The organism is Caldalkalibacillus mannanilyticus JCM 10596, assembly GCF_000615945.1.
GTDB lineage: Bacteria > Bacillota > Bacilli > Caldalkalibacillales > JCM-10596 > Bacillus_AT > Bacillus_AT mannanilyticus.
Genome location: NZ_BAMO01000005.1, coordinates 24,626 through 45,920, shown reverse-complemented (window position 1 = coordinate 45,920; position 21,295 = coordinate 24,626). Strand labels below are relative to the sequence as shown.

29 protein-coding genes and 2 pseudogenes are annotated in these 21,295 nt (G+C 38.2%); 26 read left to right on the top strand and 5 right to left on the bottom strand.

All coding sequences use genetic code 11. The features are described from left to right. The first annotated feature begins 1 nt into the window (after position 1). Positions 2-571, top strand: coding sequence for a DUF4825 domain-containing protein (locus JCM10596_RS04240; RefSeq protein ID WP_025026066.1), 570 nt, complete (start codon positions 2-4; stop codon positions 569-571). 123 nt (positions 572-694) lie between these two features. On the opposite strand, the gene JCM10596_RS23760 is transcribed toward JCM10596_RS04240, so the two are convergent. Then, positions 695-1,309 carry a hypothetical protein gene (locus tag JCM10596_RS23760; protein WP_025026065.1) on the bottom strand — a complete coding sequence of 205 codons (615 nt, stop codon included), beginning with the start codon at positions 1,307-1,309 and terminating at the stop codon, positions 695-697. 84 nt (positions 1,310-1,393) lie between these two features. Between JCM10596_RS23760 and JCM10596_RS04230 the strand changes: the two genes are divergently transcribed. The 13 genes and pseudogenes from JCM10596_RS04230 (at position 1,394) to JCM10596_RS04170 (ending at position 9,015) form a co-directional block, all read left to right on the top strand. Next, positions 1,394-1,573 (top strand): hypothetical protein, encoded by a 180-nt coding sequence (locus tag JCM10596_RS04230; RefSeq protein WP_025026064.1) that lies wholly within the window; start codon positions 1,394-1,396, stop codon positions 1,571-1,573. Between the two features lie 175 nt (positions 1,574-1,748). Beyond that, positions 1,749-1,910, top strand: coding sequence for a hypothetical protein (locus tag JCM10596_RS29425; RefSeq protein WP_159102308.1), 162 nt, complete (start codon positions 1,749-1,751; stop codon positions 1,908-1,910). 12 nt (positions 1,911-1,922) lie between these two features. Next, complete coding sequence (locus tag JCM10596_RS04220; protein WP_025026063.1) at positions 1,923-2,390, top strand: cytochrome c oxidase subunit II; 468 nt, start codon at positions 1,923-1,925, stop codon at positions 2,388-2,390. A gap of 13 nt (positions 2,391-2,403) precedes the next feature. After that, on the top strand, positions 2,404-4,083 hold the full coding sequence (locus JCM10596_RS04215) for a cbb3-type cytochrome c oxidase subunit I (RefSeq protein ID WP_025026062.1): 1,680 nt from the start codon (positions 2,404-2,406) through the stop codon (positions 4,081-4,083). A gap of 15 nt (positions 4,084-4,098) precedes the next feature. Continuing rightward, on the top strand, positions 4,099-4,731 hold the full coding sequence (locus JCM10596_RS04210) for an SCO family protein (protein ID WP_025026061.1): 633 nt from the start codon (positions 4,099-4,101) through the stop codon (positions 4,729-4,731). Between the two features lie 3 nt (positions 4,732-4,734). Further along, on the top strand, positions 4,735-5,190 hold the full coding sequence (locus JCM10596_RS23755) for a hypothetical protein (protein WP_369345595.1): 456 nt from the start codon (positions 4,735-4,737) through the stop codon (positions 5,188-5,190). A 311-nt stretch (positions 5,191-5,501) separates the two neighbouring features. After that, complete coding sequence (locus tag JCM10596_RS04200; RefSeq protein WP_025026060.1) at positions 5,502-6,092, top strand: hypothetical protein; 591 nt, start codon at positions 5,502-5,504, stop codon at positions 6,090-6,092. Between the two features lie 14 nt (positions 6,093-6,106). Next, positions 6,107-6,379 carry a hypothetical protein gene (locus tag JCM10596_RS04195; protein WP_025026059.1) on the top strand — a complete coding sequence of 91 codons (273 nt, stop codon included), beginning with the start codon at positions 6,107-6,109 and terminating at the stop codon, positions 6,377-6,379. A 381-nt stretch (positions 6,380-6,760) separates the two neighbouring features. After that, on the top strand, positions 6,761-7,384 hold the full coding sequence (locus JCM10596_RS04190; protein ID WP_025026058.1) for a DUF1963 domain-containing protein: 624 nt from the start codon (positions 6,761-6,763) through the stop codon (positions 7,382-7,384). 18 nt (positions 7,385-7,402) lie between these two features. Continuing rightward, the gene (locus JCM10596_RS23750; protein WP_199900110.1) at positions 7,403-7,708 is read left to right on the top strand and encodes a hypothetical protein; all 306 of its coding nucleotides are present in this window, start codon (positions 7,403-7,405) and stop codon (positions 7,706-7,708) included. 56 nt (positions 7,709-7,764) lie between these two features. After that, positions 7,765-7,860, top strand: a pseudogene (locus tag JCM10596_RS31170) (hypothetical protein); the annotation flags it as partial. A 28-nt stretch (positions 7,861-7,888) separates the two neighbouring features. Continuing rightward, the gene (locus JCM10596_RS04175; RefSeq protein WP_025026057.1) at positions 7,889-8,683 is read left to right on the top strand and encodes a hypothetical protein; all 795 of its coding nucleotides are present in this window, start codon (positions 7,889-7,891) and stop codon (positions 8,681-8,683) included. A gap of 128 nt (positions 8,684-8,811) precedes the next feature. Further along, positions 8,812-9,015, top strand: coding sequence for a hypothetical protein (locus JCM10596_RS04170; protein ID WP_025026056.1), 204 nt, complete (start codon positions 8,812-8,814; stop codon positions 9,013-9,015). Positions 9,016-9,033: 18 nt separating this feature from the next. Here the strand turns inward: JCM10596_RS04170 and JCM10596_RS30000 are convergent, their stop codons facing one another. Together JCM10596_RS30000 and JCM10596_RS23745 are read right to left on the bottom strand one after the other, a co-directional pair. Continuing rightward, the gene (locus JCM10596_RS30000; RefSeq protein WP_234410396.1) at positions 9,034-9,405 is read right to left on the bottom strand and encodes a DUF4143 domain-containing protein; all 372 of its coding nucleotides are present in this window, start codon (positions 9,403-9,405) and stop codon (positions 9,034-9,036) included. A 2-nt stretch (positions 9,406-9,407) separates the two neighbouring features. Continuing rightward, positions 9,408-10,487, bottom strand: coding sequence for an ATP-binding protein (locus JCM10596_RS23745; RefSeq protein ID WP_234410395.1), 1,080 nt, complete (start codon positions 10,485-10,487; stop codon positions 9,408-9,410). Positions 10,488-10,719: 232 nt separating this feature from the next. Between JCM10596_RS23745 and JCM10596_RS04160 the strand changes: the two genes are divergently transcribed. From JCM10596_RS04160 to JCM10596_RS04105, 10 genes and pseudogenes are all read left to right on the top strand, one after another. Continuing rightward, a complete protein-coding gene (locus JCM10596_RS04160; RefSeq protein WP_025026055.1) occupies positions 10,720-11,289 on the top strand; it encodes a DUF4303 domain-containing protein in 570 nt (189 codons plus the stop codon). A gap of 66 nt (positions 11,290-11,355) precedes the next feature. Continuing rightward, entirely contained in the window at positions 11,356-11,922 is a 567-nt protein-coding gene (locus tag JCM10596_RS04155) for an imm11 family protein (protein WP_025026054.1), read from the top strand. An 11-nt stretch (positions 11,923-11,933) separates the two neighbouring features. Beyond that, complete coding sequence (locus tag JCM10596_RS04150) at positions 11,934-12,290, top strand: DUF7716 domain-containing protein (RefSeq protein ID WP_025026053.1); 357 nt, start codon at positions 11,934-11,936, stop codon at positions 12,288-12,290. Positions 12,291-12,319: 29 nt separating this feature from the next. Continuing rightward, positions 12,320-12,805: an SMI1/KNR4 family protein gene (locus tag JCM10596_RS31165; RefSeq protein ID WP_025026052.1), complete on the top strand. Its 486-nt coding sequence runs from the start codon at positions 12,320-12,322 to the stop codon at positions 12,803-12,805. A gap of 118 nt (positions 12,806-12,923) precedes the next feature. Continuing rightward, complete coding sequence (locus JCM10596_RS23740; RefSeq protein ID WP_025026051.1) at positions 12,924-13,775, top strand: lipoate--protein ligase family protein; 852 nt, start codon at positions 12,924-12,926, stop codon at positions 13,773-13,775. A gap of 180 nt (positions 13,776-13,955) precedes the next feature. Further along, the gene (locus JCM10596_RS04130; RefSeq protein ID WP_025026050.1) at positions 13,956-14,468 is read left to right on the top strand and encodes a hypothetical protein; all 513 of its coding nucleotides are present in this window, start codon (positions 13,956-13,958) and stop codon (positions 14,466-14,468) included. Positions 14,469-14,601: 133 nt separating this feature from the next. Beyond that, positions 14,602-14,949: an ArsR/SmtB family transcription factor gene (locus JCM10596_RS04125; protein WP_025026049.1), complete on the top strand. Its 348-nt coding sequence runs from the start codon at positions 14,602-14,604 to the stop codon at positions 14,947-14,949. 124 nt (positions 14,950-15,073) lie between these two features. After that, a complete protein-coding gene (locus JCM10596_RS04115; protein WP_025026048.1) occupies positions 15,074-15,649 on the top strand; it encodes an NAD(P)H-dependent oxidoreductase in 576 nt (191 codons plus the stop codon). A gap of 29 nt (positions 15,650-15,678) precedes the next feature. After that, positions 15,679-16,763 (top strand): annotated as a pseudogene (locus JCM10596_RS31160) (DUF3810 domain-containing protein). Positions 16,764-16,913: 150 nt separating this feature from the next. Next, positions 16,914-17,567, top strand: coding sequence for an FMN-dependent NADH-azoreductase (locus JCM10596_RS04105; RefSeq protein ID WP_025026047.1), 654 nt, complete (start codon positions 16,914-16,916; stop codon positions 17,565-17,567). Positions 17,568-17,929: 362 nt separating this feature from the next. Here JCM10596_RS04105 and JCM10596_RS29420 read toward each other — a convergent pair whose 3' ends face one another. Then, positions 17,930-18,100: a hypothetical protein gene (locus JCM10596_RS29420; protein ID WP_159102307.1), complete on the bottom strand. Its 171-nt coding sequence runs from the start codon at positions 18,098-18,100 to the stop codon at positions 17,930-17,932. 201 nt (positions 18,101-18,301) lie between these two features. Between JCM10596_RS29420 and JCM10596_RS04095 the strand changes: the two genes are divergently transcribed. Next, positions 18,302-18,736: a VOC family protein gene (locus JCM10596_RS04095; protein ID WP_025026046.1), complete on the top strand. Its 435-nt coding sequence runs from the start codon at positions 18,302-18,304 to the stop codon at positions 18,734-18,736. A gap of 121 nt (positions 18,737-18,857) precedes the next feature. On the opposite strand, the gene JCM10596_RS04090 is transcribed toward JCM10596_RS04095, so the two are convergent. Next, a complete protein-coding gene (locus JCM10596_RS04090) occupies positions 18,858-19,067 on the bottom strand; it encodes a DUF4083 family protein (RefSeq protein WP_025026045.1) in 210 nt (69 codons plus the stop codon). A gap of 281 nt (positions 19,068-19,348) precedes the next feature. Here JCM10596_RS04090 and htpG point away from each other — a divergent pair, with 281 nt between their 5' ends. Beyond that, positions 19,349-21,232 carry a molecular chaperone HtpG gene (gene htpG, locus JCM10596_RS04085; protein WP_025026044.1) on the top strand — a complete coding sequence of 628 codons (1,884 nt, stop codon included), beginning with the start codon at positions 19,349-19,351 and terminating at the stop codon, positions 21,230-21,232. Positions 21,233-21,295 lie beyond the last annotated feature (63 nt).

Genomic DNA, 21,295 nt, shown 5'->3' with positions numbered 1-21,295 from the left:
GATGAGAACAAGAAACGCATTTATCATTATATTGCTTTCTATTGGAGTCAGTTTGTTTGCCGTTCTTCATCTTTTTGTTTTACCTACCCTCGCAGAGAAAGAGCAGCAGTATCTTGAGGAACAGAAAGATCTATTGACTCATGATGTAACAAGTGTACTTAAATACAAAAATAAGTATATGGGCAATGCTTCTAATATCATAAACCTGTTTTATACCTTACCCTTAAACAACCTAGAACGAACGTATCAACTGTATCCCGATGTCTACACCCTTGAGGTGAACTACAAGGAAAACGTGACAGAGATCGATTCACTAAAGCTAGATCAAACCCTATTATATAATGCGATTGTTGCCTTTAGTTTAATAGAAAACCTCGAAGAAATTCATTTTCGATTTCCTGACGTTGTGGTGAAGGTTTCACGGGAGGGGATTGAGCAATGGGTTGGCTTGACGCTGAAGGAGATCATCGATATAGAGGCTTGGTTGAAGGAAAGTAAGAGGAAGCTTGAAGATATAGAGTATGTGCGTCAGGCTACAGAGGCTGTTTTGCACAGAGAGATTAACAAGTAAATTGGCGAATTTTATATTATTTGAGTAAAAGGAGCAAGAAGAAGAGGTTCAGAATAATATATCATTTCCTACTAATCTGCTGATCATGCTCCTTTTTACAACAATAAATCTTATAAACACCTTCTATTCAAAACAAGCGGAGTATACACTGCCAACATTAAAAAAGTCTAGAAGTGCTCTTCTAATCTCTGGTCCAGCTTCACTTGCCGCTTTATTAATAGCACGTTGGATGGCAGTTTTTTTTGCATAACCAGCACTTCTATATAAATCATAGTTAGTTAGTAACGCTCTAACAAATGTAGTAGCACCGCCAGCCGCTTTAAGAGCATCCTTTACTTTTGCTAATTTTGCAATAGGAATTACATTTGTTAGAATAGCTACACCTACAGCAGATGCACAGCCAACCACACCGAATGTTACGATAACACCCTCGTCACTAACTTCCAAAGCATCTGTTGTATTATTATTAATCCATTCAGTTATCGCCTTTGTATCTTCTGCTTCAATAAGGTCATCTGGTATATTTTCAATAGCTTTAAAGATATCCTCTAGCATTTCATAGTCTAGTTCATGAGCATATAAACTTATCTCATTGTCAGTAAGAACACTCATAAGTTCATCATTTTCTTGTTGATTGAGAGCTGTAGCAACGTTTGTAGGAAGTACAAATGCGAAAAACAATACAATAGTAAGGCAAGACACAAGAAGTTTAAAAACAGTAGACTTATCACTTGACATAATAATCCTCCTTTGGTAATTTAGTATAAACCATCTTTATCAATTTACCATATAGTATATTATTTGTAAATAGGAGGTTTTTAAATGTATAAATTTTCTTCACCATTTTTCTATACACTCTTATTGTTAATAGGAAGCTCGGCTATATTCCATTTTGCTTTTAAAGAAGCGGTTTGGCCAGATTACTATACCCTGTTTATCTTTATTTATTGTTTGGTGGCATTTGTTTTTATCAAGTACAAAAATAGAAAGAAAAAAGACTGATTTATTACTAGAGAAAAAGGAGCAAGCAGAGGGAGCAGAAAGTGCAAGGCATTTTCTAAGGCTCTCTTCTGACTTGCTCTTTTTTTGTTGCTGTGATTCCAGTCACCTATTTGATAATCATTATCAAATATAATGAATGTAAGGAGGCATTATCAAAGAGGGAGGGTGAAGGTAAATGCTAGATAAAAATCGTATGAACGTTAGGGCAAAAAGTGAAAAAGCACACGAGGAAGAGAAAGCTCCTTTTATAGGAACATGGTTCTCTTTAGGCGTCGTTGGTGGTGTTATTTTTCTCACGTATATATTACTATTTGGATTCTATTTCGCAAGAGTCTAGGAGGTGAAAGAGATGAAAATGCATCTTGATGAAAAAATCTGGCTGGTTTTAAGCTTCGGAATGATTATTGGCTTTATGCTCTTTACGGGCTACCAAACCTTTGTCTTGGGAATGGGTCCACCCAGTCATATGGAAACGATAGATCCTCAGAAAGTGGATGAAACAGCTCCATTCGATAACCCAGGGATAACACAAATCGGAGAAAATGAATATGAGGTTGTCATGACCCTAGAAATTTTCAGCTTTAATCCGAGCAATATCGAAATACCAGCGGGTGCTACAGTCCACTTTATTATGACTTCTAAGGATGTTACACATGGTTTCCAAGTGGCAGGAACGAATCTAAATGCCATGGTTATGCCGGGTAGTATTCAAAAAATAACGCAAAAATTTGATACAGCAGGTGAATATTTAGTTTTATGTAACGAGTATTGCGGGATTGGTCATCAATACATGGCGACAACCATTGTAGTGAAATAAAGGAGGTGCCGAGATGGAAGCAGCAATAAAAAAAGTGTTTGAAGAAAAAATTCATAAAGTTCTAGGGATTCATCCAGATGATGCAAGATTATCGCAATTATATCTCTTTGTCGCTTTTGCAGCATTATTGATAGGTGGATTTCTTGGTTTGTTACAAGGTCTAAACCGTGCGGGGCTTTTTGAATTACCTGTTTGGTTTAATTATTATCAGGTGTTAACCGCTCACGGGTTATTACTTCTTTTGGTCTTTACCGCCTTTTTTACCATCGGTTATTTCTATGCGACCCTTTCGCATCAGTTAGATGGTCTTTTGTTAAAAGTGAGAAGGATGGCTTGGATCGGTTTAGGAATGAAGCTCTTTGGTTTTGTCTTAGCGGTTATTCCGATCTTAAAAAATGAAGCATCGGTTATGTTTACTTTCTACCCTCCGATGGCGGCTTCACCTATGTTTTACATCGGGTTGGTCTTCATCGTCCTAGGGGTTTGGATGTGTGCTTTTGGCGCATTTATACAAGTGGCGAATTGGAGAAAGAAGAACAAAGGGAAGCATGTCCCTATCCTTGCTTTTTTTGCTACAGGGGTTTTCGTTCTTTTGTTCTTTGGTAGTATTCCAGTAGCAATTGAAGTCCTTACCATTATTCCTTGGGCATTTGGCTGGGTAGAAACCATTAATGTTATGGTTGCTCGTACTCTCTTCTGGGCATTTGGACATACGCTGGTGAATATTTGGTATTTAACCGCCCTGTCTGCCTGGTATGTCGTTGTTCCGAAAGTAATTGGAGGAAGACGCTTTAGCGATGTGTTAACTCGTGTCGTTATTATTCTACTGGTTGTCTTAAATATACCTGGTGGTTTCCATCATCAGATTATTGACCCAGGAATTACAGAGGAAATTAAGTTTATGCATGTCTTTATGAGCTTAGCAGTAGGATTTCCTTCACTCATGACAGCCTATGCTATGTTCTATGTATTTGAAAAAACCGCACGAAGAAAAGGTGGCAGAGGAATCTTTGGCTGGATTAAAAAAATGCCATGGGGCGATGTGCGCTTCTTAGCTCCAATGATTGCTATGATTGCCTTTATCCCTGGGGGAGCTGGTGGTATTGCTCAGAGCACCAACCAATTAAACCAAGTGGTCCACAATACCATGTGGGTGGTCGGTCACTTCCATCTCACGCTTGGAACATCGGCTGTCCTTACCTTCTTCGGTATTAGTTATTGGCTGGTACCGTTTATATCCAAGCGTGTCCTAACTCCTCAAATCAATAAGCTAGGGGTCATTCAATCCATTATCTGGGCAGTGGGCATGATCTTTATGGCAGGAGCCATGCATTGGGTAGGGCTATTAGGTTCTCCACGTAGAACATCTTACACTACCTATTTCGACAATGCCACCGCCTTAAGCTGGGACCCTTATCTAATGTTCTTAGCAGTCGGCGGGACGCTCTTAATGATCGGTGTTCTGATCCAAGTGTATGCAGTGATTTACCTCATGTTCTTCGCACCAAAAGGAGAAACAGAGTTTCCAATTGCTGAACAAGAAGATGATGCTGCACCTACACCATATTGGACGGAGCGCTGGGGTGTAACTATTGTGATTATGCTCTTGTTAGTAGCCATGGCGTATGTCGTACCATTAGTTGATATGATTGTTAACGCACCACCAGGATCGCCGCCATTCAAAACTTGGTAATAGGGAAGTGATCGCATGATCAAGGACCGCCAGACAGCATTGGCTTGTATTATTGTCCTCCTTTTTGGATTCGTCTTATTCTATCTTGGGACGGATGGGTTTCGAGCCTATACGGCTGAAACGGCAAGAATGATCCAGCTGACGAAGGAGCAACCCGTCTTTCCTGAGGTCACCTTTCTAGATAGCAATGGGCGAACGTATACTCCAGCAGAGTTCAAAGACCAATATGTTTTCATCACGTTCTTTTACGCCTATTGTGGAACAGTATGTCCTCAACTAGAAATCAATATGGGCAAAGTATATGAACGCATCCCAGAGGAGTATGTGGGAGAAGATATCGTTTTTCTAAGTATTAGCTTCGATCCTGAAAGAGATGGTCCTGAGCAACTCGATAAGTACAAAGATTACTTTGATGCCGATGGAGAAACATGGCGAATGGCAACCATACCTGACCCAGAGGAACTAGAGTCATTATTAACACAGTTTGGTGTCATCGTGATTCCAGATGGAGCGGGGAATTTCTCGCATAATTCAGCCTTCTATGTAGTGAACCCAGAAGGAGTACTGATTGATGTGATGGATTATACCAAAGTAGATGAAGCTGCTGAACAAGTGTTACGTATCTTAGAGCAGGAAGCGGGGAGATAACCTATGAGTCAATTGATCTATGGCTTTCTATTACTCGTCTTTTTAGCTCTTTCGCCAGTAAGACACCTATTAGAATCGATCATGGTTATCCATATGCACATGCAAATGCCTTTGCTTGTCATTTCCGGTTTCCTGATGGCTCATTACTTTCAGGTGCGCTTTCCTTCCTTTTTTAGAACATGGAATCGTAATGGGCTGCCGGGTATTCTCCTCTTTGTCCTGATTATGGTCTATTGGATGATTCCACGGACGATGGACGAAGCCTTAACCATGTGGAGTGTAGAAGTATTTAAATTTATTAGCTTACCTTTCTTAGCTGGAATTCCTCTGCGAGATAGCTGGGGCAAGCTTAGCTCATTCTCCAAGAATGCAGTCATTACGAGCTTTACCGTGATGTTTTTCGGAATGGGCTGGCTCTATCTGAAATGGCCTGAGCATTGTGCAATAATTATTTGTTAATCGAACAAATCACTCTTGGTTGGGGTTTTATCACGATGGCGCTTTGTCTGTTGATTTATCTAGTGTATAAAGCGTTTGTTGATCCGGCGGATTATGAGTAGTAATAGTGGACGGGTTAGGGTGGAAGGAAGTTGAAAGGGAATTGAAGGATATTCAAAGTCTATACAAGCAAAAGAGCCTTGCATGATAGGATGTAAGGTTTTTTTGTTTCAGGGAATATGGTGTACATAGGTTTATTTATTAATATCTTCCTATTATACTAATGAAGTGTTGGAAAAATTTAAAGAGGAGAAAAAGAAGAGAGGTCAACCATGTTGAGCTTATTAAAAGGAAGGAAGTATTTAGTCTTTTTATTGTTGGGAGTTATCATTCTTGCAGCTTTTTTCATCACAAACCAGTTTAGAAATAAGACTTTAGCCATTGAAGACTATGAGATATTAGGTAATCTCATTACTTATGATACTTATGAAGAGTTAGAAGAAATTGCTCACTTAGTCATTGAGGTCACAGCTACAGATGATTCGAAAAATGTCCTCACAGCTACTGATAACGGTTATACATTAACAAAAGTTATAGTAAAGCACATAGTGAAAGAAGATAAGAACAATGAAATGAAAAAAGGGGAAAAAATAGAAGTAGCAGAACCATTTTTTCTTGTAGACAATGATGGGAAACCAGTAAGATATACTTACGCAGACTATACTCCTTTAGAAAAGGGAAATCATTATCTCTTGTTTTTATGGTTTGATGAAAAAATAGGTTCTTATTATATATATGGTGGGTATCAAGGCAAATACAATTTAGATTCGAAGGACAAAAAAGAGAAAGAAAAATCGGATCACAATGAACATTATAGAAAGCTAAAACAAGAAGTGAAAACTAAGCACAATGAAAAAAAATAGACAAACTATTACCTTTGCCAAAAGGAGAGGATTATTTTATAGATGTTGTCCAGCCTGCTTCTTCACCCAAAATGAAGGATTCTACAGTTAAAAAGCGCTATCTACCACGAATGAAGCAGCTTATTGAGTGGATCATTGTGGGAGGAGCGTTTATATTGAAAAAAATAGATGAAGAGTATAAAGTGATGAAGTCACCCCCTTATCAACATGATAGAGGGGGTGTTTCTGTACACCAAGTGTTACGGTTTATTCATGTTGACCTTGTCGAATTTAAGAAAAAGAAATAATTTAAATACATCTAATGTTACGGTTTATTTAACTTTATTATCGTAGCACAATAACAATTGTGGGATCAACCTATCTATACTTCATTTCTATTTTTTATAAGTGAATCAATTTCATCATTCTTTTTGACAAAATGATCGTAATAGAATAGCATGCTCCAGATGGGAGGTCAAAAATTAGAGCCCATGAGTTCAAGGTTTTAGAAAGGAAAAAAGGAGTACTTCCCCAAAATCTCGAAATTATTGTTACTATAGAAAAATCAGAGATTGGAGGAAAAACTATCGTTGAGAACTATCAGTACGACCCGATCCGGCAACTTGGGTTAAACAGCTTAATAGATTCCAAAAAAAATACGGCAGCTTCGGTTGCGGAGGGGACTAAAAATGATCGCTACCAAAAGAATAGTACCATCAACAAATCAATCTGTCTTCAATCCAGTGATCTATTTTGGCGGCAATACTGCCAAAGTAGATCGCTGGCCACAAAATCCAGATGGCGACTATTTAACTCTGCTTTTTAGTATAAATTGTACAGCTTTTCAAAAAGAAATATCCAGAGACTTTCCTTCGGATGGCGTAATCCACGTCTTCTCAACTTACAGCAGGCAAAACTATTTTTTAGACTACATAACCTATAGCGGAACTCCCGCTGAATTCAAACTCATCACTTCCGGATATACGACTGTCATCCATAGTGAGATTAATACGAAGGAAATAAAGAGCCCGGTGGCCAGTATGCCAAGGCTGAATATGGAGCTTGTAGATGATGAGATAACGGAAACAGAGTTCTCCACTGCTTCTTTTATCTCGCAATCCGTCCCTAATGGAATAGTAGCCGCAGACAAATTAAGCGCTGAATACAATTTTTTCTGCCAGGTGTACTCATCCGATTTCCCGGAGCCGTATCAAGATGCGCTGTATCTAACGGATGCAATCGGTTATCTCTTTCTTAGAAAGGGTAAGTCGGCTGGAGAGGCTCCGGGTATCTTCTTCGTACAGACGGCTTAAATCCAGAGAGGAATAGATATGGTAGACCTAACGAAATATAGCGTTTCGCTGCTTTATAGTAGAAGTAAAAACCTTGATTACAAAAAGAGCATTAAAGAGAGCTCGACATCACTGCTGGTTTTTTTGAAGGAGCAGGGGCTAATTACTGATGATCCTTTAGATGAACATGGAGTTCTTAAACTTGACTTTATCGTCAAGGAGTCTGATTTATCCCCTGAAGGATCGAGCTATTCAAGGAAGCCATACCCGCTTGGCTGCGAAAGCTTGATAGGGGAATTAATCCAGAGGATACCTCTTTCTTACTGGGGGCGCTGGATGAAATAAGAAAAGCCAGAAATAATGAAGATTAATAGTCTATTAAATGATAGTCAAGAGATAATCCCTTGCTTGCCGCAGCAAGCGGAAATCATCTGAAGATCGTTGAGTATTTGTTAGATCACGAGCTCGAAGAATTGCATATTGAAGATGAGGATTAACGCTTGAGATGGACAAGGGAGTGATATGTTGGATAAAAAAGCGAAAAAAATACTACTGAACACCTTCTGGGCTTCAGGTGGTTGGAAGGACAGACCGTATATCTATGCAGGCGAGGATTTTAACTATGCTAAAAGCAAGGGGCTGATGTTCGAACCGATAACGATTACCCATAACGAGATCGTCAAAAGGCTGCACGAATTGCATCAAACAATTACCATAGAACGGGTAGCCACTGCGTTTCTGCATAGTCTTTCGACGAAAAAAGTCTATTTGCGGAGCGCTCTTTCAAGCTGGGCCTTGACATCTGGATTGCTTTTGCATACATATGGACAGCAGAAGTCGGTGCGGACAAATTACAGCAACTGTGGGGACTGCAATTTCCATAAGTTAATGTCGGAGAGGGAATATGTCAATCAGGATTTGAATGTGTTGAATTTCGAGCGGATCAAATGGGGAGGCGTCCGCTTGAACGATCTTCTTTATTGCTGGCTGGACCTCGAATTATTCAGTAAAGAAGAAGCTCTCGAGTGTACCTCCGAGGATGTTGCCCTGCTTTCCAAAATGCTCGAAGCGATTCAGAATTGTGAGGACAATGAAAGTGCCCGGATGTTGGAGAAGCGTTGGAAGGATGTGATTCCTTCAAGCAAGCATGAGAGGGACGTGATGATGGAAATATGGGGATATACTGGATTGCTAGCGCAGCGTGATACGCCTCGTAAGCATAGAGGTGTGGGTCATGATTTTAACTCCGTAGCGGAGTGGCAGGGGGATGACGGCTATTCTCGGGAAGCGCTAGAATTTTATTTCGGAGCGTTTTTGTAAACCGAGGAAAATCTAAGGGTTAAGTGATTCACAACATCACCGCTTCGTATGGCTCCGAAGGGTTGTTTATTTAGAGACGGCGATACATTAATCTCGAGTTTGACGATTTCTTGGAGTAGTAACTGAGCGTGGCATTCAGCAGCGGTTCGCATTCTCTACGTCACCGAGTGCTGCTTGGTACGCAGAACCTGTTTGGGTTGATTCTATATAAGAAAGAGGTTGTGGGCGAACTGGATATGAAGGCAATAGAATCAATATATCACAGGTTTCAAGCCTTAGAAATGGCGACTTCTAAGGCTTTTGTGCATAAGACAATTTTTGAATCAAACTAACTTCATTGGCATGTTTCCCTACTTCAATAACTCACTATACCCTTCTTTTTCAGCATGCCCTAACAAATACAGGAAGGCAAAAGCAGGGATTCTGATGATTTTGGTTTTTGTATCATGCTTGGTCATTCCATAATCATCATCATTTTTAGTGATAATAATAGCGCCTTTAGTCAAAGCATCATCTGCCCATTCTACAATCGCTTCATTTTCAGCGATTGTAGATTTTTGTCTATATTTCACCTCAATAATCGTTCGTCCAAATGGAAAAGATATGATAATGTCGATTTCTTTTTGAGTTTTTGAATCTCTGAAATATCCGATAGTAGGATGCTGGTCGTAGAAAAAAGTATGGATATGTTTATAAACAGTTGTTTCTATAATTGTTCCCATCTCTAAAGGTCAGTAAGAACTTCTTCACCTAACATAAGAACAGCATTTCGGATGGCAGGATCGGCTAAATAAATTTTAGGTTTCGACTTTAGTATTTTTTTTCCTTTAAGTTCAAAAGGTTTACTCATGTAAATTAAGTTTGCATGTTCAAGTAGTTCTAAGTAATTACTAATCGTTGGTCTAGATACTCCAATTTCTTTGGCAATTGTTTCGGCAACAATAATATTGCCACTAGTCATACATAGGTATAAGAAAATTTTTTCAAATTCAGATACATTTCGTATATTAAAAAGTGAGACAATATCTCGTTTGATTACTTTATCTACTACATCTTCTCTAATTATTTTCTGGGCAAAAGGAATATCACGAGTTTTTGCAACTTCTGGAAAACCACCAATTAATAGATATTGGTGGAAATGTTTTTGCAATGGTTGTACAGCAATCATAATATTAGATAGTTCACTGCGAGATAAGTGACTTAGTTGGGTAGGATTAAAATTACTTGGAAGAATAGGCTGGTTTACGCCTATCATTTCAATATACTCATAAAAGGATAGTGTTGGGATTTTAATTTGTGTCCATCTACCCACACCACTTTCGCTCACTTTTGAAGCAAGTACAGGACTCGCTGAACCTGTAGCCATAATTCTATAAGAAGGGTGTTGGTCATATAATGTCTTCAACCAAGTATCCCAATTAGAGGCATACTGTATCTCATCGAAAAATAGATACAGTTGTTCCGTCCCTTGCGAGATGTTGTTTTCAAAAATTTCAAGAATATCACCAATCTCACATAACTTCAACATAGGGTGATCAAATGAAATATATAAGATTTGCTTAGCAGATGAATGCTTGAGAATATCATCAATCATCTGGTACATAATGGTAGTCTTACCAACGCGTCTTGGTCCTGAAAGTATGACTTCACGTCTGATTTCAGTGTGATAGAAGTATTTCTTCGCTTCGTAAAGGGCTAATCTTTTGACAGGTTTAATAAAATCCCGAGGAACCTGTCCACTGCTCCACCAAGGGTTAAAACCTATAAGCACCTTTAGTATCTTTTCTTGAGATATAAATGACAATGTATTCACCTCTAATTAAAATATAATTATATTTTACATTTATATATAAAAAATCAAAAGTATATTTTATATTTTTACCTAAAAAGATTAAATTAAACATTTATAAAAGAGTAATAAAATCTATTTGTAATTTTTTTGCGGATTCTGTTGAGATAGAATAAAGGTTTGTGGTGGTGTATTAAGTTTTGAAAAATCTAAGTTTTGAAGCCACTAAATCCGTTGAGGTGATTAGATGGAATGGATTGAAATAACAAGAAAAATATATGACTCGACCAAAAGAGCGTTTTGGGCCCTTAGAAATTCCCGCGCCAGCGAAGATTTCTATGCTTATGCCTTGTATACAGACAGCAGCGCGATGACGGTCATGCCAGCCGCTAACTCAGTGCAAGGTTTGGAGCGGAGATTTGCAGAAGAGGAAGACAAAAGTGCTGCTTCCTTGGCATACTACAAGTGGACTACTTCGGAGTGGTCATATGAGGCTTGGCATGCCGACGAATTTTCTCAAATATCCGCTGAACTCAGAAATTCTCCTAATCGGAATGACGAGGATCAGTTTAGAAAGCACGTATTTCAATCGATGATCGAGGCGCTGAAGAAACTTGATGATGAAGGTTTCTTCGGGAAGGGTGAGGCAAGGGAAAAACTCGTCCTGTTCATCACATTGACAGATGACGACCTTGCTGAGGGTGTAGAAAACGAATCGGCCAAAATCCTGAACCACGCTTCTGTTTATGAAGACTTTGTTAGGCGCTATGAGAGCCAAGCCGAAGGGGCTAATTCTTCGTCAAGAAGCTCCTCCTGATTGCCTCTGGGGTGTCTGAGGCTCTTGTGAAGGGCGATACGGCAAATTAAAAGAGGAGATGGCTTAATGTATCTACTAGAAATTAGCGAGGAGTACCCTAACAACTATTGGCTGGAATATGACCACGAAAAATTTCCAGACCATTTGATTTTTAAGAGTGGCTCTGAAGTGGATGTTTCATCTTTCCAGGAGATTTATTTGCGTGCAAACAAGAAAGTCAGCTTGGAAAGGCTGAGCTCCTACGACTATTTATTCAGCAGCGGTCCTGATCTCATAAGTAACAAACTTGCCGATATATTTATAAGAAGAAATTTGGCTAATCAGATTCAGACTATTCCGGTAACGATCTTGTGTGGGGATATGGAAGTTAAAGGATTTAATATTATCATTTATAAAAAATGCGATACGGCTATTGATATGAAGGCAAGTACGTATGTGCCGCTTTTGAAATACATGCCGGATGGTCCGAAAAAATTCACATCGGTTGTTATACTGGAAAAGGAGCCGCACTACAAAATATTTCGGGCGGAGGAGAATAAGGACAAAGTAATTGTTTCTCATGATCTTAAGGTTGAGCTTGAGAGAGAGGGGGTAAAAGGTATCAAATTTGTAAAAGAAAAACGCTGTTTTTAGGGGGGAACAAGTTGGAAGAACCTGAACTTAGAAAAAAGTACACATTACCCGAAATTATAGAAATCGCAATTGAAAATAAAGGAAACTTCAACGACGTTTGCCTATATACCAAAAACTACACAACCTTCGCCACAGTAGAATTAGTATGTTATTTGGATCACTATCCCAAAATTAAAGACGATGATACGGAAGTTTATCCAGGCTTTGTTGTAGAAAATTCATTAGAGTTGTTTTTTTATGGACAACAATTTGAAGATGTAATAGCAAGCATAGAAAATCAGAATAAAGAGGCGTCTATAGACGACTACATAAAAGCACTGAACTTTTATTTTGAAAATGACGCATTTATTATAAAAAATCTGCGGTAGACATAGAATCCGCTCAAAGGGGAAGAGATGTGAAAATAAATGAGTTCACGGGATGCTCATCGGCTCCCACAGACCAAGACTTTAAGGAACTAGAACGTACAATCGGATCATCCCTTCCAACCGGATTCAAGATTCACTATGCAAAGTGGAACGGAGGTATGCCCACTCTCGACTGGTTCTCGATGCAAGGAGATTGGGAGCCTCTTTGGATTCACGAATTTCTTTCTATCGAGAGTAGAGGGGCGGTTTCCAACACAGACTCGATTCAGAGTGTCTATAAGTTTGCAACAAGCCGAGGGATCCTTCCACCGACACTGTTTCCCTTCGCTATCGACCCAGGGGGAAACTACTTCTGCCTCAATCTCGATGACGGCAGTGTTTCTTACCATGTCAATGACGTTTGGGACCATGGTCTCACACAGCAAGAGAACCAAGCAAAGGCTAAGTTATACTTGACTGACTCGTTCGAGGCTTTCTTGAACGCTTTGGTGTCCGAAGATGATGCTTATGAGTGACTTTGTATGCCTTAAAAACTTTTTTATAGAAATTGACGATGAATCTAAAATAAAGACAAGCTATAATAAGATCAACACCCTTATTACGAAGAAAAAAATGAAGGAGTAATTCCCATCCATGACTTACTTTGAGATTGCAGAAAAAATGAAGATAATAGATACAACTTCAGTTCCTCTTACCAGCGATATTCTTTTCCCTTTTGCCTTTGAGGAATATGTTTGCCGAGGAGTGGGTGAGGGGAGCATGCAACCTATTGTCCATATTTGGCGACATCAGAGGGCGTTTGTTGTAGGTTTGCGCGATCGAAAACTCCCCTACGCACTGGAAGCCATGCAGGATTTAGAGAAACAAGGATACAATGTGACTGTACGTAACTCTGGAGGAGCGGCAGTCCCATTAGACCCAGGGGTGGTAAATCTATCTTTTATTATACCCAACCCTCAGGGAAAATTAGATTTTCATCAGGATTTTGAGTTAATGTATCTTGCTATTCGAGAAAGCTTAAGGCAAATAGCCCCTTCTATGGTGAATAAGGGGGAAGTTAGCGGTTCTTATTGCCCTGGAGATTTCGACCTGAGTATAGCAGGGAAAAAGTTTTGTGGTATTGCCCAAAGACGTCAAACGAAGGCGTTTATTATTCATGCCTTTATAACAGTAGAAGGCAGCGGCGAGGAAAGAGGCAAGCTGGTGAAAGACTTCTACCATAAAGCTTCAGGTGGTGCTACAGAATTACACTATCCTAACGTCCAACCGGCTACCATGGCAAGTCTTTCAGAGCTGACTGATCTTTCATCGGCTGAAGCCTTTGTCACGTATCTGAAAGGGTATCTTAAGGAGAATGGATTATGGGTGGAGGAAAATCAATATGACTCTATTCATCATGACGCTATTAAAAAAACAATGCACGATTTGATGCTGCGTTATGAAAAAAGAGACCGCTATGAATCTCCTCAACAGATTCAATTATAATCACAATAGAATAGAAGCTTTTTCAAAGTCGCTCAATTAAGGTTGGCGACTTTTTTTATCTTATATGAAGGTATGTCTTGATAGCTTGAAGGTTATTAGTACTTATATTTTTCTGGAATTTAGTAATCAAAGTACAATATAATTATGGTACATTTAGGAAACGTGAAAGAGGTGTTTAGCTTGAGCAAGTTAAGAATAGCCGCCGTTATTTTGGTTATCTCGATACTCATTGGGTACTTTGTATTTGAGCAATCAAGGCAAACTACTTACCAAGAGGTTGTTTCAGAGTTCATTGGAGAGGATGAAGATTTACAGCCAAAATCGATTGAATTAGAATCGAATGATGTGAAATCTAGAGAGGCTTTAAAGGACACTTTTAACCTTGCTATGAATGTTTTTCATGCAATGCAAACCAAAAATTATGATTACCTTGAAGAGATTTCTTCCTCAGCAGTATCTATAAATAAAGAAACTAATAGTATGATGTTTAATCATGGTAGTTTACAGCACGAACAGCCTATTTCTGCTGATGAGGTTAAATTACAAAATCTACATCTTAACTTTTATTTATTAGAGGATAATACGTTCACCTTATCTTTTTTGATTATACAAAATGAAATGTCAGTAGAGGTTTATTTTGAATTTATTAAGGATGGAGAAAATTGGTTTTTAAATGATTACAAAACTAATTAAATGTGAACTAAAATAATGACTAATGCTACATAAAAATAGACCAACAGTAAAATATAGAAAAAACGGTATAATCTAAAATAACTAATTGACACATGCATGTGTGTGCATATATACTTAGGTCAAGGTGATGACAATGGATAAAAAAGGACAACAAGTAAACAGATACGTGACTGACTGTGAGAAAGAGCTAGGAGAAGTATTTGATATCGAATACTATAAAGCCATATTTGATCCAGTACGAATTGAATTAATCAAGTATCTAGCCATACATGGTGCGAAGAATGTAGGGGAAATTGCAGATAATTTTACGCAGGATCGTTCCGTGATTTCTAGACATTTAGACATCATGTGCAAACAAGGCATTCTAAAAAAGAAGAAAGAATCTAGGTATATGATCTATGAGGTAGAATGCTGGAGCATTATTGAAAAATTCGAGGAAACAGCTAGAAACCTTAGAAGGATGGTGGAGGAGGAGAGATAAACAATTTTTTTTAGTTTTTATATGCATACATGCACATATTTGCACTTATTGATGTTTTAGGAAGAAGAGAAGTAATTCAGAAAATAGGAATGAAAAAAAAGATATCATGAAAGGGTTGAAAAGAATGAAAACAACAATTATATTTGCTCATCCATGGCATGGGAGCTTTAACAAAGCGATTATGGATACCGTTATCTCGGCGTTGGAGAAAAAGAAGAAAGAATACCAAGTGATTGATCTCAATAAGGATGGTTTTAATCCTGTATTAACCGAGGGTGAGCTTGCCCTTTATTCCAAAGGAGGCTACCGTGATGAAAGGGTAGAGAAGTATCAGAAAATGCTTAAAAACTCTGATGAAGTGGTATTCATTTTCCCTATTTGGTGGTATAATCTACCTGCTATCTTGAAAGGCTTTATTGATAAAGTGATGCTCAAAAACTATTCTTACACAGAAGATAAGTTTGGGTTAAAAGGATTACTAGACAATGTCAAGAAAACGACGATAATCACGACCTCACAAGCTCCTACATGGTATTTAAAATGGGTAGTAGGAAACCCAATCCGTACTTTTACCCGGGGAACGTTGAAGGGGATTGGTTTCAAAAATATCAAATGGATGAATAGTGAATATACAACGAGTGGAACGGATCAAAAACGAAAAAAGTTCCTGTCTAAGATAGCCAAACATTTTGAATCATAAGAAAGTCAGGTGTTATCTTGTTGGGAAAAATGACATTTAAAAGAACGTATCTAGCTGTTTTATTGCCTCTAACCTTTGTCCTATCATATCTTGCCTCTTTATCACCGAGTTTAGTAGAAGAGCTTTATACGAAATCATTGTTTAGTTGGTTCGCACCAAAGCTGAGTCGAATGACAGGGGTTGTCCCATTTTCCCTGTTTGAATGGATCGTCGTTTTCCTTCTATTATTTATTGCTGGAAATCTAGGAATGGTAATCGTACAAATGCTACGACGTCCGCAACAGCGAAAACAAATTGTGATGAAACAACTATCTTTTGTTGTGGTGTTTGTGAGCTTGCTTTGTTTTTCATTTATGACGATGTGGGGCTTAAACTACCATCGGACCTCTGTTTCAACCATCGCTCAATTGGAGGCAAAGGCGGTAACGATTGAAGAGCTTGCCACGCTTTCTCACTTTCTCGTTGATCGAGCAAATGAATTGAGGGAGCACGTAGATGAAGATGCTCAAGGAATCACGAAATCACCGAATGGAATTGAAGATATTTTTGTTCGAGCAGACAAGGGATACCAAATTGCCTCGAGTACTTACCAGAGCTGGGAGGAGAGTACGGCAGACCTAAGGGAGTGAAGCTTTCTAAGGTAATGTCCTATCAAGGGATAGGTGGAATCTACTTTCCTTTTACAGGGGAAGCAAATGTCAATATATTAAGACCTGAGTATATGCTCCCTTTTACTGCCACGCATGAAATGGCTCATCAGAGGGGCTTTGCTAGGGAAGATGAAGCCAATTTTGTCGGCTATCTAGCTGCGACAATGCATCCTGATTACGATTTTCAATATTCTGGTGTGATGGTAATCCTTCAAACCTTCATGTATATTTTCGAAGAGCATGATCAAGAAACCTATCAGGAGTTGAAGAAGAAGTGCAGCCCCGGAGTTGCAAGAGACATGGGAGCATGGGAAGAGTACCTAAGGCAATATCAGGGCTGGGCAAGTCAGACGACGGATAGGATGAACCATATTTACCTGCAAATGAATGCGCAAAGCGATGGGATACAGAGCTATGGAAGAGTCGCAGACCTGCTCTACGCTTACTATCAGGAAGCCTTCTAAAAAAGGCTTCTTTTTTATTGTTGGCTTCTAGTAGGGGGTGAATATCTAAAAGGGTGCCAAGATCTGTCACTATTCCATGTTAAGGTGAAGGTATAAGGGATGTGAAGAGTCCTTATTATTTCAATCATTTCACTGAAAGGGTGACAGAGTATGAAAAAAGTATTATATATTACAGCGAATCCAAATGCCGAGGAGCTCTCCTATAGTTTGAAGCTTGGCAAAGAGTTTTTGAAAGCATATCGGGAAGTGAATCCAGCAGATGAGATCATTCATTTGGATCTTTATCAAGCAGATATTCCTCTGATTGACGGTGATGTATTATCTGCATGGAGAAAAAGCGCTCAATATTCAATGGAGGAAACTTCTGCGGGCGATAAGCAGGGGGATGGATTGACTGTGATCGAGAAAGAAAAGATCGAACGAATCAATCAATTAACAGATCAGTTTATTTCTATGGATCGTTATATTTTTGTTTCTCCTATGTGGAATTTTAGTATTCCTCCTAAATTGAAAGCGTATATTGATACCATATGTATTGCTAGAAAAACATTTGCATTTACGGAGAATGGGGCTGTTGGGCTTCTACAAGGTAGAAAAGCAGTTCATATTCAAGCAGGGGGAGGAAGTTTTTCTGGAGGTCCTATGGATTTTAGTAGTAAGTATCTACAGAGCATATTAGGTTTTTTGGGATTGGAGGTCACTTCAATCATAGCTGAAGGTATGGCGATGACACCTGAGAAAGCACAGGATATTTTTGAAGAGGCTGTGGTTCGTTCTAAGGAAGCAGTAAAGCAGCTTGCATAGAGAATAACAAGAAGGTAAGAATTTTGTGTACTCATTGCCTTCTATGAATAGATTCTACTGACCCTCTTCAAGAACTTGTTTCATTTTTAGAGAGACATAAGTAAGAAGCTAATTAACGTTCCTCTATTAAATATTTATACCAGTTTAGTTACAATAAGAAAAGGTAGAAGCAATCGCTCCTACCTTGCTTAAAAACTAAATATCACCAATAAGGCAACTTCAAAAACAAGTAAATAAATCATATATTTACTGTATTTGAAAGTCTCGTCGTTATTTGGACCCCCACTCTTAAAGGTTAACAGAAAAAGTGCTAAGACCGTGATGATTAAAATAATTTTAATCAATAGTAAGGTAGTCAAGATTTACCATTCACCTCTACTTTGCCAACCATATATAGCAGCTTCTGCTGCAAGACCAACTGCACTTACTTTACATCCAGCTTTCACCAATGTATTAAACATAAATCTTGCTGCCAGATCATTAATTACTTTTAATTGTTCTAAATCTTCAATGATCATGTATTGTTTCTGCATTTAAAAACTCCTCACTCAAGTTAATAAAAACACAAAAAGTTATAAACTGTCAATATCTTGTTGATTTTATTATTTTCTTACAGAAATCCTCCTCTTTAATTTTGTGAAAGAGGTGTCAAAAAAATGGTGAGAATCTTAAAATATCGGTTATACTAAAAATAGGAAAAATTTATTTCAAATATAATAAAGGTGGTGCTTAACATGATTTTAGGAATTAATCCTTATGTAGTTTTGAATGGTAATGGACAAGAAGCAGTCAAGTTTTATGAACAGGCTTTGGAGGCTCAGGTAGTAGGAGTTCAGACCTTTGGAGAAATGCCTGAGAATCCAGAATTTAGTCTTCCTGCTGAGGCAAAGGATCGTGTTATGCACGCTCATTTAAAAATCGGAAATACAGACCTAATGATCTCAGATACCTTCCCTGGTCAACCGCATCAGCTTGGGACACAAGTAACCATTGCCATTGCCGTTAGTGATGTAGAAAAATCAAAAGAAATATTCGGAAAGCTAGAAGATGGGGGTAAAGTAGAAATGCCCCTTCAAGAAACATTTTGGAGCCCATCCTATGGGACGATCACTGATAAATTTGGCATTACGTGGCATGTTTCTACGCTTAACCCAGATCATCATCAATAAAAAATAATCACTCACCAGAACGTTGAAGTTAAAAAGTTGAATCATTGAAAAGTAATGTCATACGGGAAAGAAGGCTATAAACCATGATGGTTTAGCCTTCTTTTTTGCACTATTTATCACTCTATTTCTGGATATGATCTTGCTTATCCAGCACTTGATCCATCTTCTTATTCAATTTTTCCAACTGGGCTTCTACTTGTCGCGTATGTTCTTTTTGAGCAAATAATCTTCTAATTAAGAAGAACAAGGAAAAAAGGATAAGAAAAATGAACCCGAAAATAAAGAGTGAAAATAATAAGGTTCCCCATTCAATGGCGGATTGAGTTGACATGATTTGTGCTCCTTTTCATTTTTTTTGATAATCCTTAATTAGGAAATAGTAAGTAGTCATTTGAATAACGTTAATTAGAGCATACAACGCATGGTGTATTTTGTAAAACGGATTGAAAACAAGGTGATGTGCTCTTTTTTCTGGCAAATTATTGACAATAATAAGAGGATATGTTAAATAAAAAGAAGGGTTAGCACTCATCTTTTAAGAGTGCTAATAAAAAAGCGTTATCTGTCAAATTGTAAATTCATGAGCTTCATAACCTGAAGGGAGAGAGGATAGTGGCTAAGAAACAATTCAAATCAGAATCTAAAAGACTATTAGAAATGATGATTAACTCTATTTATACTCAGAAAGAGATTTTTTTAAGAGAGCTGGTTTCAAATGCGAGTGATGCCATTGATAAGATTTACTACAGAGCGTTAACAGATGATTCCTTGAGCTTCGATAAGGATCGTTATTACATAAAAGTAAGTGTGGACAAGCAGAACAGACTATTAAAAATCTCAGATACAGGGATTGGAATGACGAAGGAAGAGCTAGACAAGAATCTTGGGGTTATTGCAAAAAGCGGCTCTCTTGCCTTCAAAAATGAAAATGAATTGAAGGATGGACACAACATTATTGGTCAGTTCGGAGTTGGCTTCTATTCTGCCTTTATGGTGGCAGACGTGGTCACTGTGATCAGTAAAGCCTTAGACAGTGAAGAGGCGTTCAAGTGGGAGTCTAAGGGAGCAGACGGCTACCGTATTGACTCATGCGAGAAGGACTCCGTGGGAACAGATATCATCTTAAAAATTAAAGAGAATACAGAAGATGAGAGCTATGATGAGTTTTTAGAAGAATATCGTTTACGCACGATTATCAAAAAATACTCTGACTTCATTCGTTACCCGATCAAAATGGACATTAGCGGGAAAAGACCGAAAGAAGGCAGCGAGGATAATGAATTAGAAGATTATGTAGAAGAGCAGACGATTAATAGCATGGTTCCTATTTGGAGAAAGAACAAAAAAGAGCTGACAGCAGAGGATTACGAAAACTTCTATAGGGAAAAACGCTATGGATTTGATCAGCCTTTAAAGCATATTCACATTAGTGTCGATGGTACGCTAAGATATAACGCTATCCTATTTATCCCTGAAAACACTCCTTTTGACTTCTATACGAAGGAATATGAAAAAGGACTAGAGCTCTACTCTAATGGTGTCTTAATTATGGATAAATGCGCTGATCTGCTTCCTGATTACTTCAGCTTTGTCAAAGGGATGGTTGACTCTGAAGATCTATCTCTGAATATATCCAGAGAGATGCTTCAGCATGATCGCCAATTGAAGCTGATTGCGAAAAACATTAAGAGCAAAATTAAGAATCAGCTGCAAAGTCTACTAAAGGATGAGCGTGAAAAATACGAAAAATTTTATCAATCCTTTGGTAATCAGATCAAGTATGGTGTCTACAATAACTATGGCAGCAACAAAGAAGAGTTAAAGGATTTATTAATGTTCTACTCTTCGAAGGAGAAGAAGCTGGTAACCTTAGAGGAATATGTGTCTAGAATGCCAGAGGAACAAAAATATATTTACTATGCGTCAGGTGAATCGCATGAAAGAATTGAGAAGCTGCCGCAGACAGAGCTTGTGGCTGAAAAAGGGTTCGAAATTCTTTATTTTACAGATGATATTGACGAGTTCGCCATTAAAATGCTCATGAACTACAATGAAAAGGAATTTAGATCGGTGTCCAGCGGAGATTTAGGGCTTGAAGGGGAAGAAGAGCAAAACAATACAGAATCCGAAGAGAAGGAGCATAAGGAGCTCTTTGAATATATGAAAAATATTTTATCAGGAAGTGTGAAGGATGTTAGACCTTCAAAACGTTTAAAAACACATCCTGTATGCCTAGCATCAGATGGAGAGCTATCTATTGAGATGGAAAAAATATTAAAATCCATGCCAGATAGCCAAAATGTAAAAGCGGATAAAATATTAGAAATAAACACGAATCATGAAATATTTGAATCTTTAAAAGAAGCATTTGAAAACGATAAGGAAAAATTAGATCTATATACAAAGTTAATGTATAATCAAGCCCTTCTCATTGAAGGTTTGCCTCTCCAAGATCCAGTAGAATTTACCAATGATATGTGCAAAATAATGGTATAACACAACAGAGATTCTGAAACATACTTTATTACCACCTACTTTAAAAAGTGGGTGGTTTTTTAC

What these genes read in the sequence shown, in the direction of transcription:
- JCM10596_RS23740 (WP_025026051.1), top strand. Translation starts at nt 12,924, where the DNA reads ATGACTTACTTTGAGATTGCAGAAAAAATGAAGATAATAGATACAACT.
- JCM10596_RS04125 (WP_025026049.1), top strand. Translation starts at nt 14,602, where the DNA reads ATGGATAAAAAAGGACAACAAGTAAACAGATACGTGACTGACTGTGAG.
- JCM10596_RS23760 (WP_025026065.1), bottom strand. Translation starts at nt 1,309, where the DNA reads ATGTCAAGTGATAAGTCTACTGTTTTTAAACTTCTTGTGTCTTGCCTT.
- JCM10596_RS04095 (WP_025026046.1), top strand. Translation starts at nt 18,302, where the DNA reads ATGATTTTAGGAATTAATCCTTATGTAGTTTTGAATGGTAATGGACAA.
- JCM10596_RS04115 (WP_025026048.1), top strand. Translation starts at nt 15,074, where the DNA reads ATGAAAACAACAATTATATTTGCTCATCCATGGCATGGGAGCTTTAAC.
- JCM10596_RS04155 (WP_025026054.1), top strand. Translation starts at nt 11,356, where the DNA reads ATGTATCTACTAGAAATTAGCGAGGAGTACCCTAACAACTATTGGCTG.
- JCM10596_RS04230 (WP_025026064.1), top strand. Translation starts at nt 1,394, where the DNA reads ATGTATAAATTTTCTTCACCATTTTTCTATACACTCTTATTGTTAATA.
- JCM10596_RS04210 (WP_025026061.1), top strand. Translation starts at nt 4,099, where the DNA reads ATGATCAAGGACCGCCAGACAGCATTGGCTTGTATTATTGTCCTCCTT.
- JCM10596_RS29420 (WP_159102307.1), bottom strand. Translation starts at nt 18,100, where the DNA reads ATGCAGAAACAATACATGATCATTGAAGATTTAGAACAATTAAAAGTA.
- JCM10596_RS04215 (WP_025026062.1), top strand. Translation starts at nt 2,404, where the DNA reads ATGGAAGCAGCAATAAAAAAAGTGTTTGAAGAAAAAATTCATAAAGTT.
- JCM10596_RS04160 (WP_025026055.1), top strand. Translation starts at nt 10,720, where the DNA reads ATGGAATGGATTGAAATAACAAGAAAAATATATGACTCGACCAAAAGA.
- JCM10596_RS29425 (WP_159102308.1), top strand. Translation starts at nt 1,749, where the DNA reads ATGCTAGATAAAAATCGTATGAACGTTAGGGCAAAAAGTGAAAAAGCA.
- JCM10596_RS23750 (WP_199900110.1), top strand. Translation starts at nt 7,403, where the DNA reads ATGGTAGACCTAACGAAATATAGCGTTTCGCTGCTTTATAGTAGAAGT.
- JCM10596_RS04105 (WP_025026047.1), top strand. Translation starts at nt 16,914, where the DNA reads ATGAAAAAAGTATTATATATTACAGCGAATCCAAATGCCGAGGAGCTC.
- JCM10596_RS04220 (WP_025026063.1), top strand. Translation starts at nt 1,923, where the DNA reads ATGAAAATGCATCTTGATGAAAAAATCTGGCTGGTTTTAAGCTTCGGA.
- JCM10596_RS30000 (WP_234410396.1), bottom strand. Translation starts at nt 9,405, where the DNA reads ATGGGAACAATTATAGAAACAACTGTTTATAAACATATCCATACTTTT.
- JCM10596_RS23755 (WP_369345595.1), top strand. Translation starts at nt 4,735, where the DNA reads ATGAGTCAATTGATCTATGGCTTTCTATTACTCGTCTTTTTAGCTCTT.
- JCM10596_RS04200 (WP_025026060.1), top strand. Translation starts at nt 5,502, where the DNA reads ATGTTGAGCTTATTAAAAGGAAGGAAGTATTTAGTCTTTTTATTGTTG.
- JCM10596_RS04090 (WP_025026045.1), bottom strand. Translation starts at nt 19,067, where the DNA reads ATGTCAACTCAATCCGCCATTGAATGGGGAACCTTATTATTTTCACTC.
- JCM10596_RS04240 (WP_025026066.1), top strand. Translation starts at nt 2, where the DNA reads ATGAGAACAAGAAACGCATTTATCATTATATTGCTTTCTATTGGAGTC.
- JCM10596_RS04190 (WP_025026058.1), top strand. Translation starts at nt 6,761, where the DNA reads ATGATCGCTACCAAAAGAATAGTACCATCAACAAATCAATCTGTCTTC.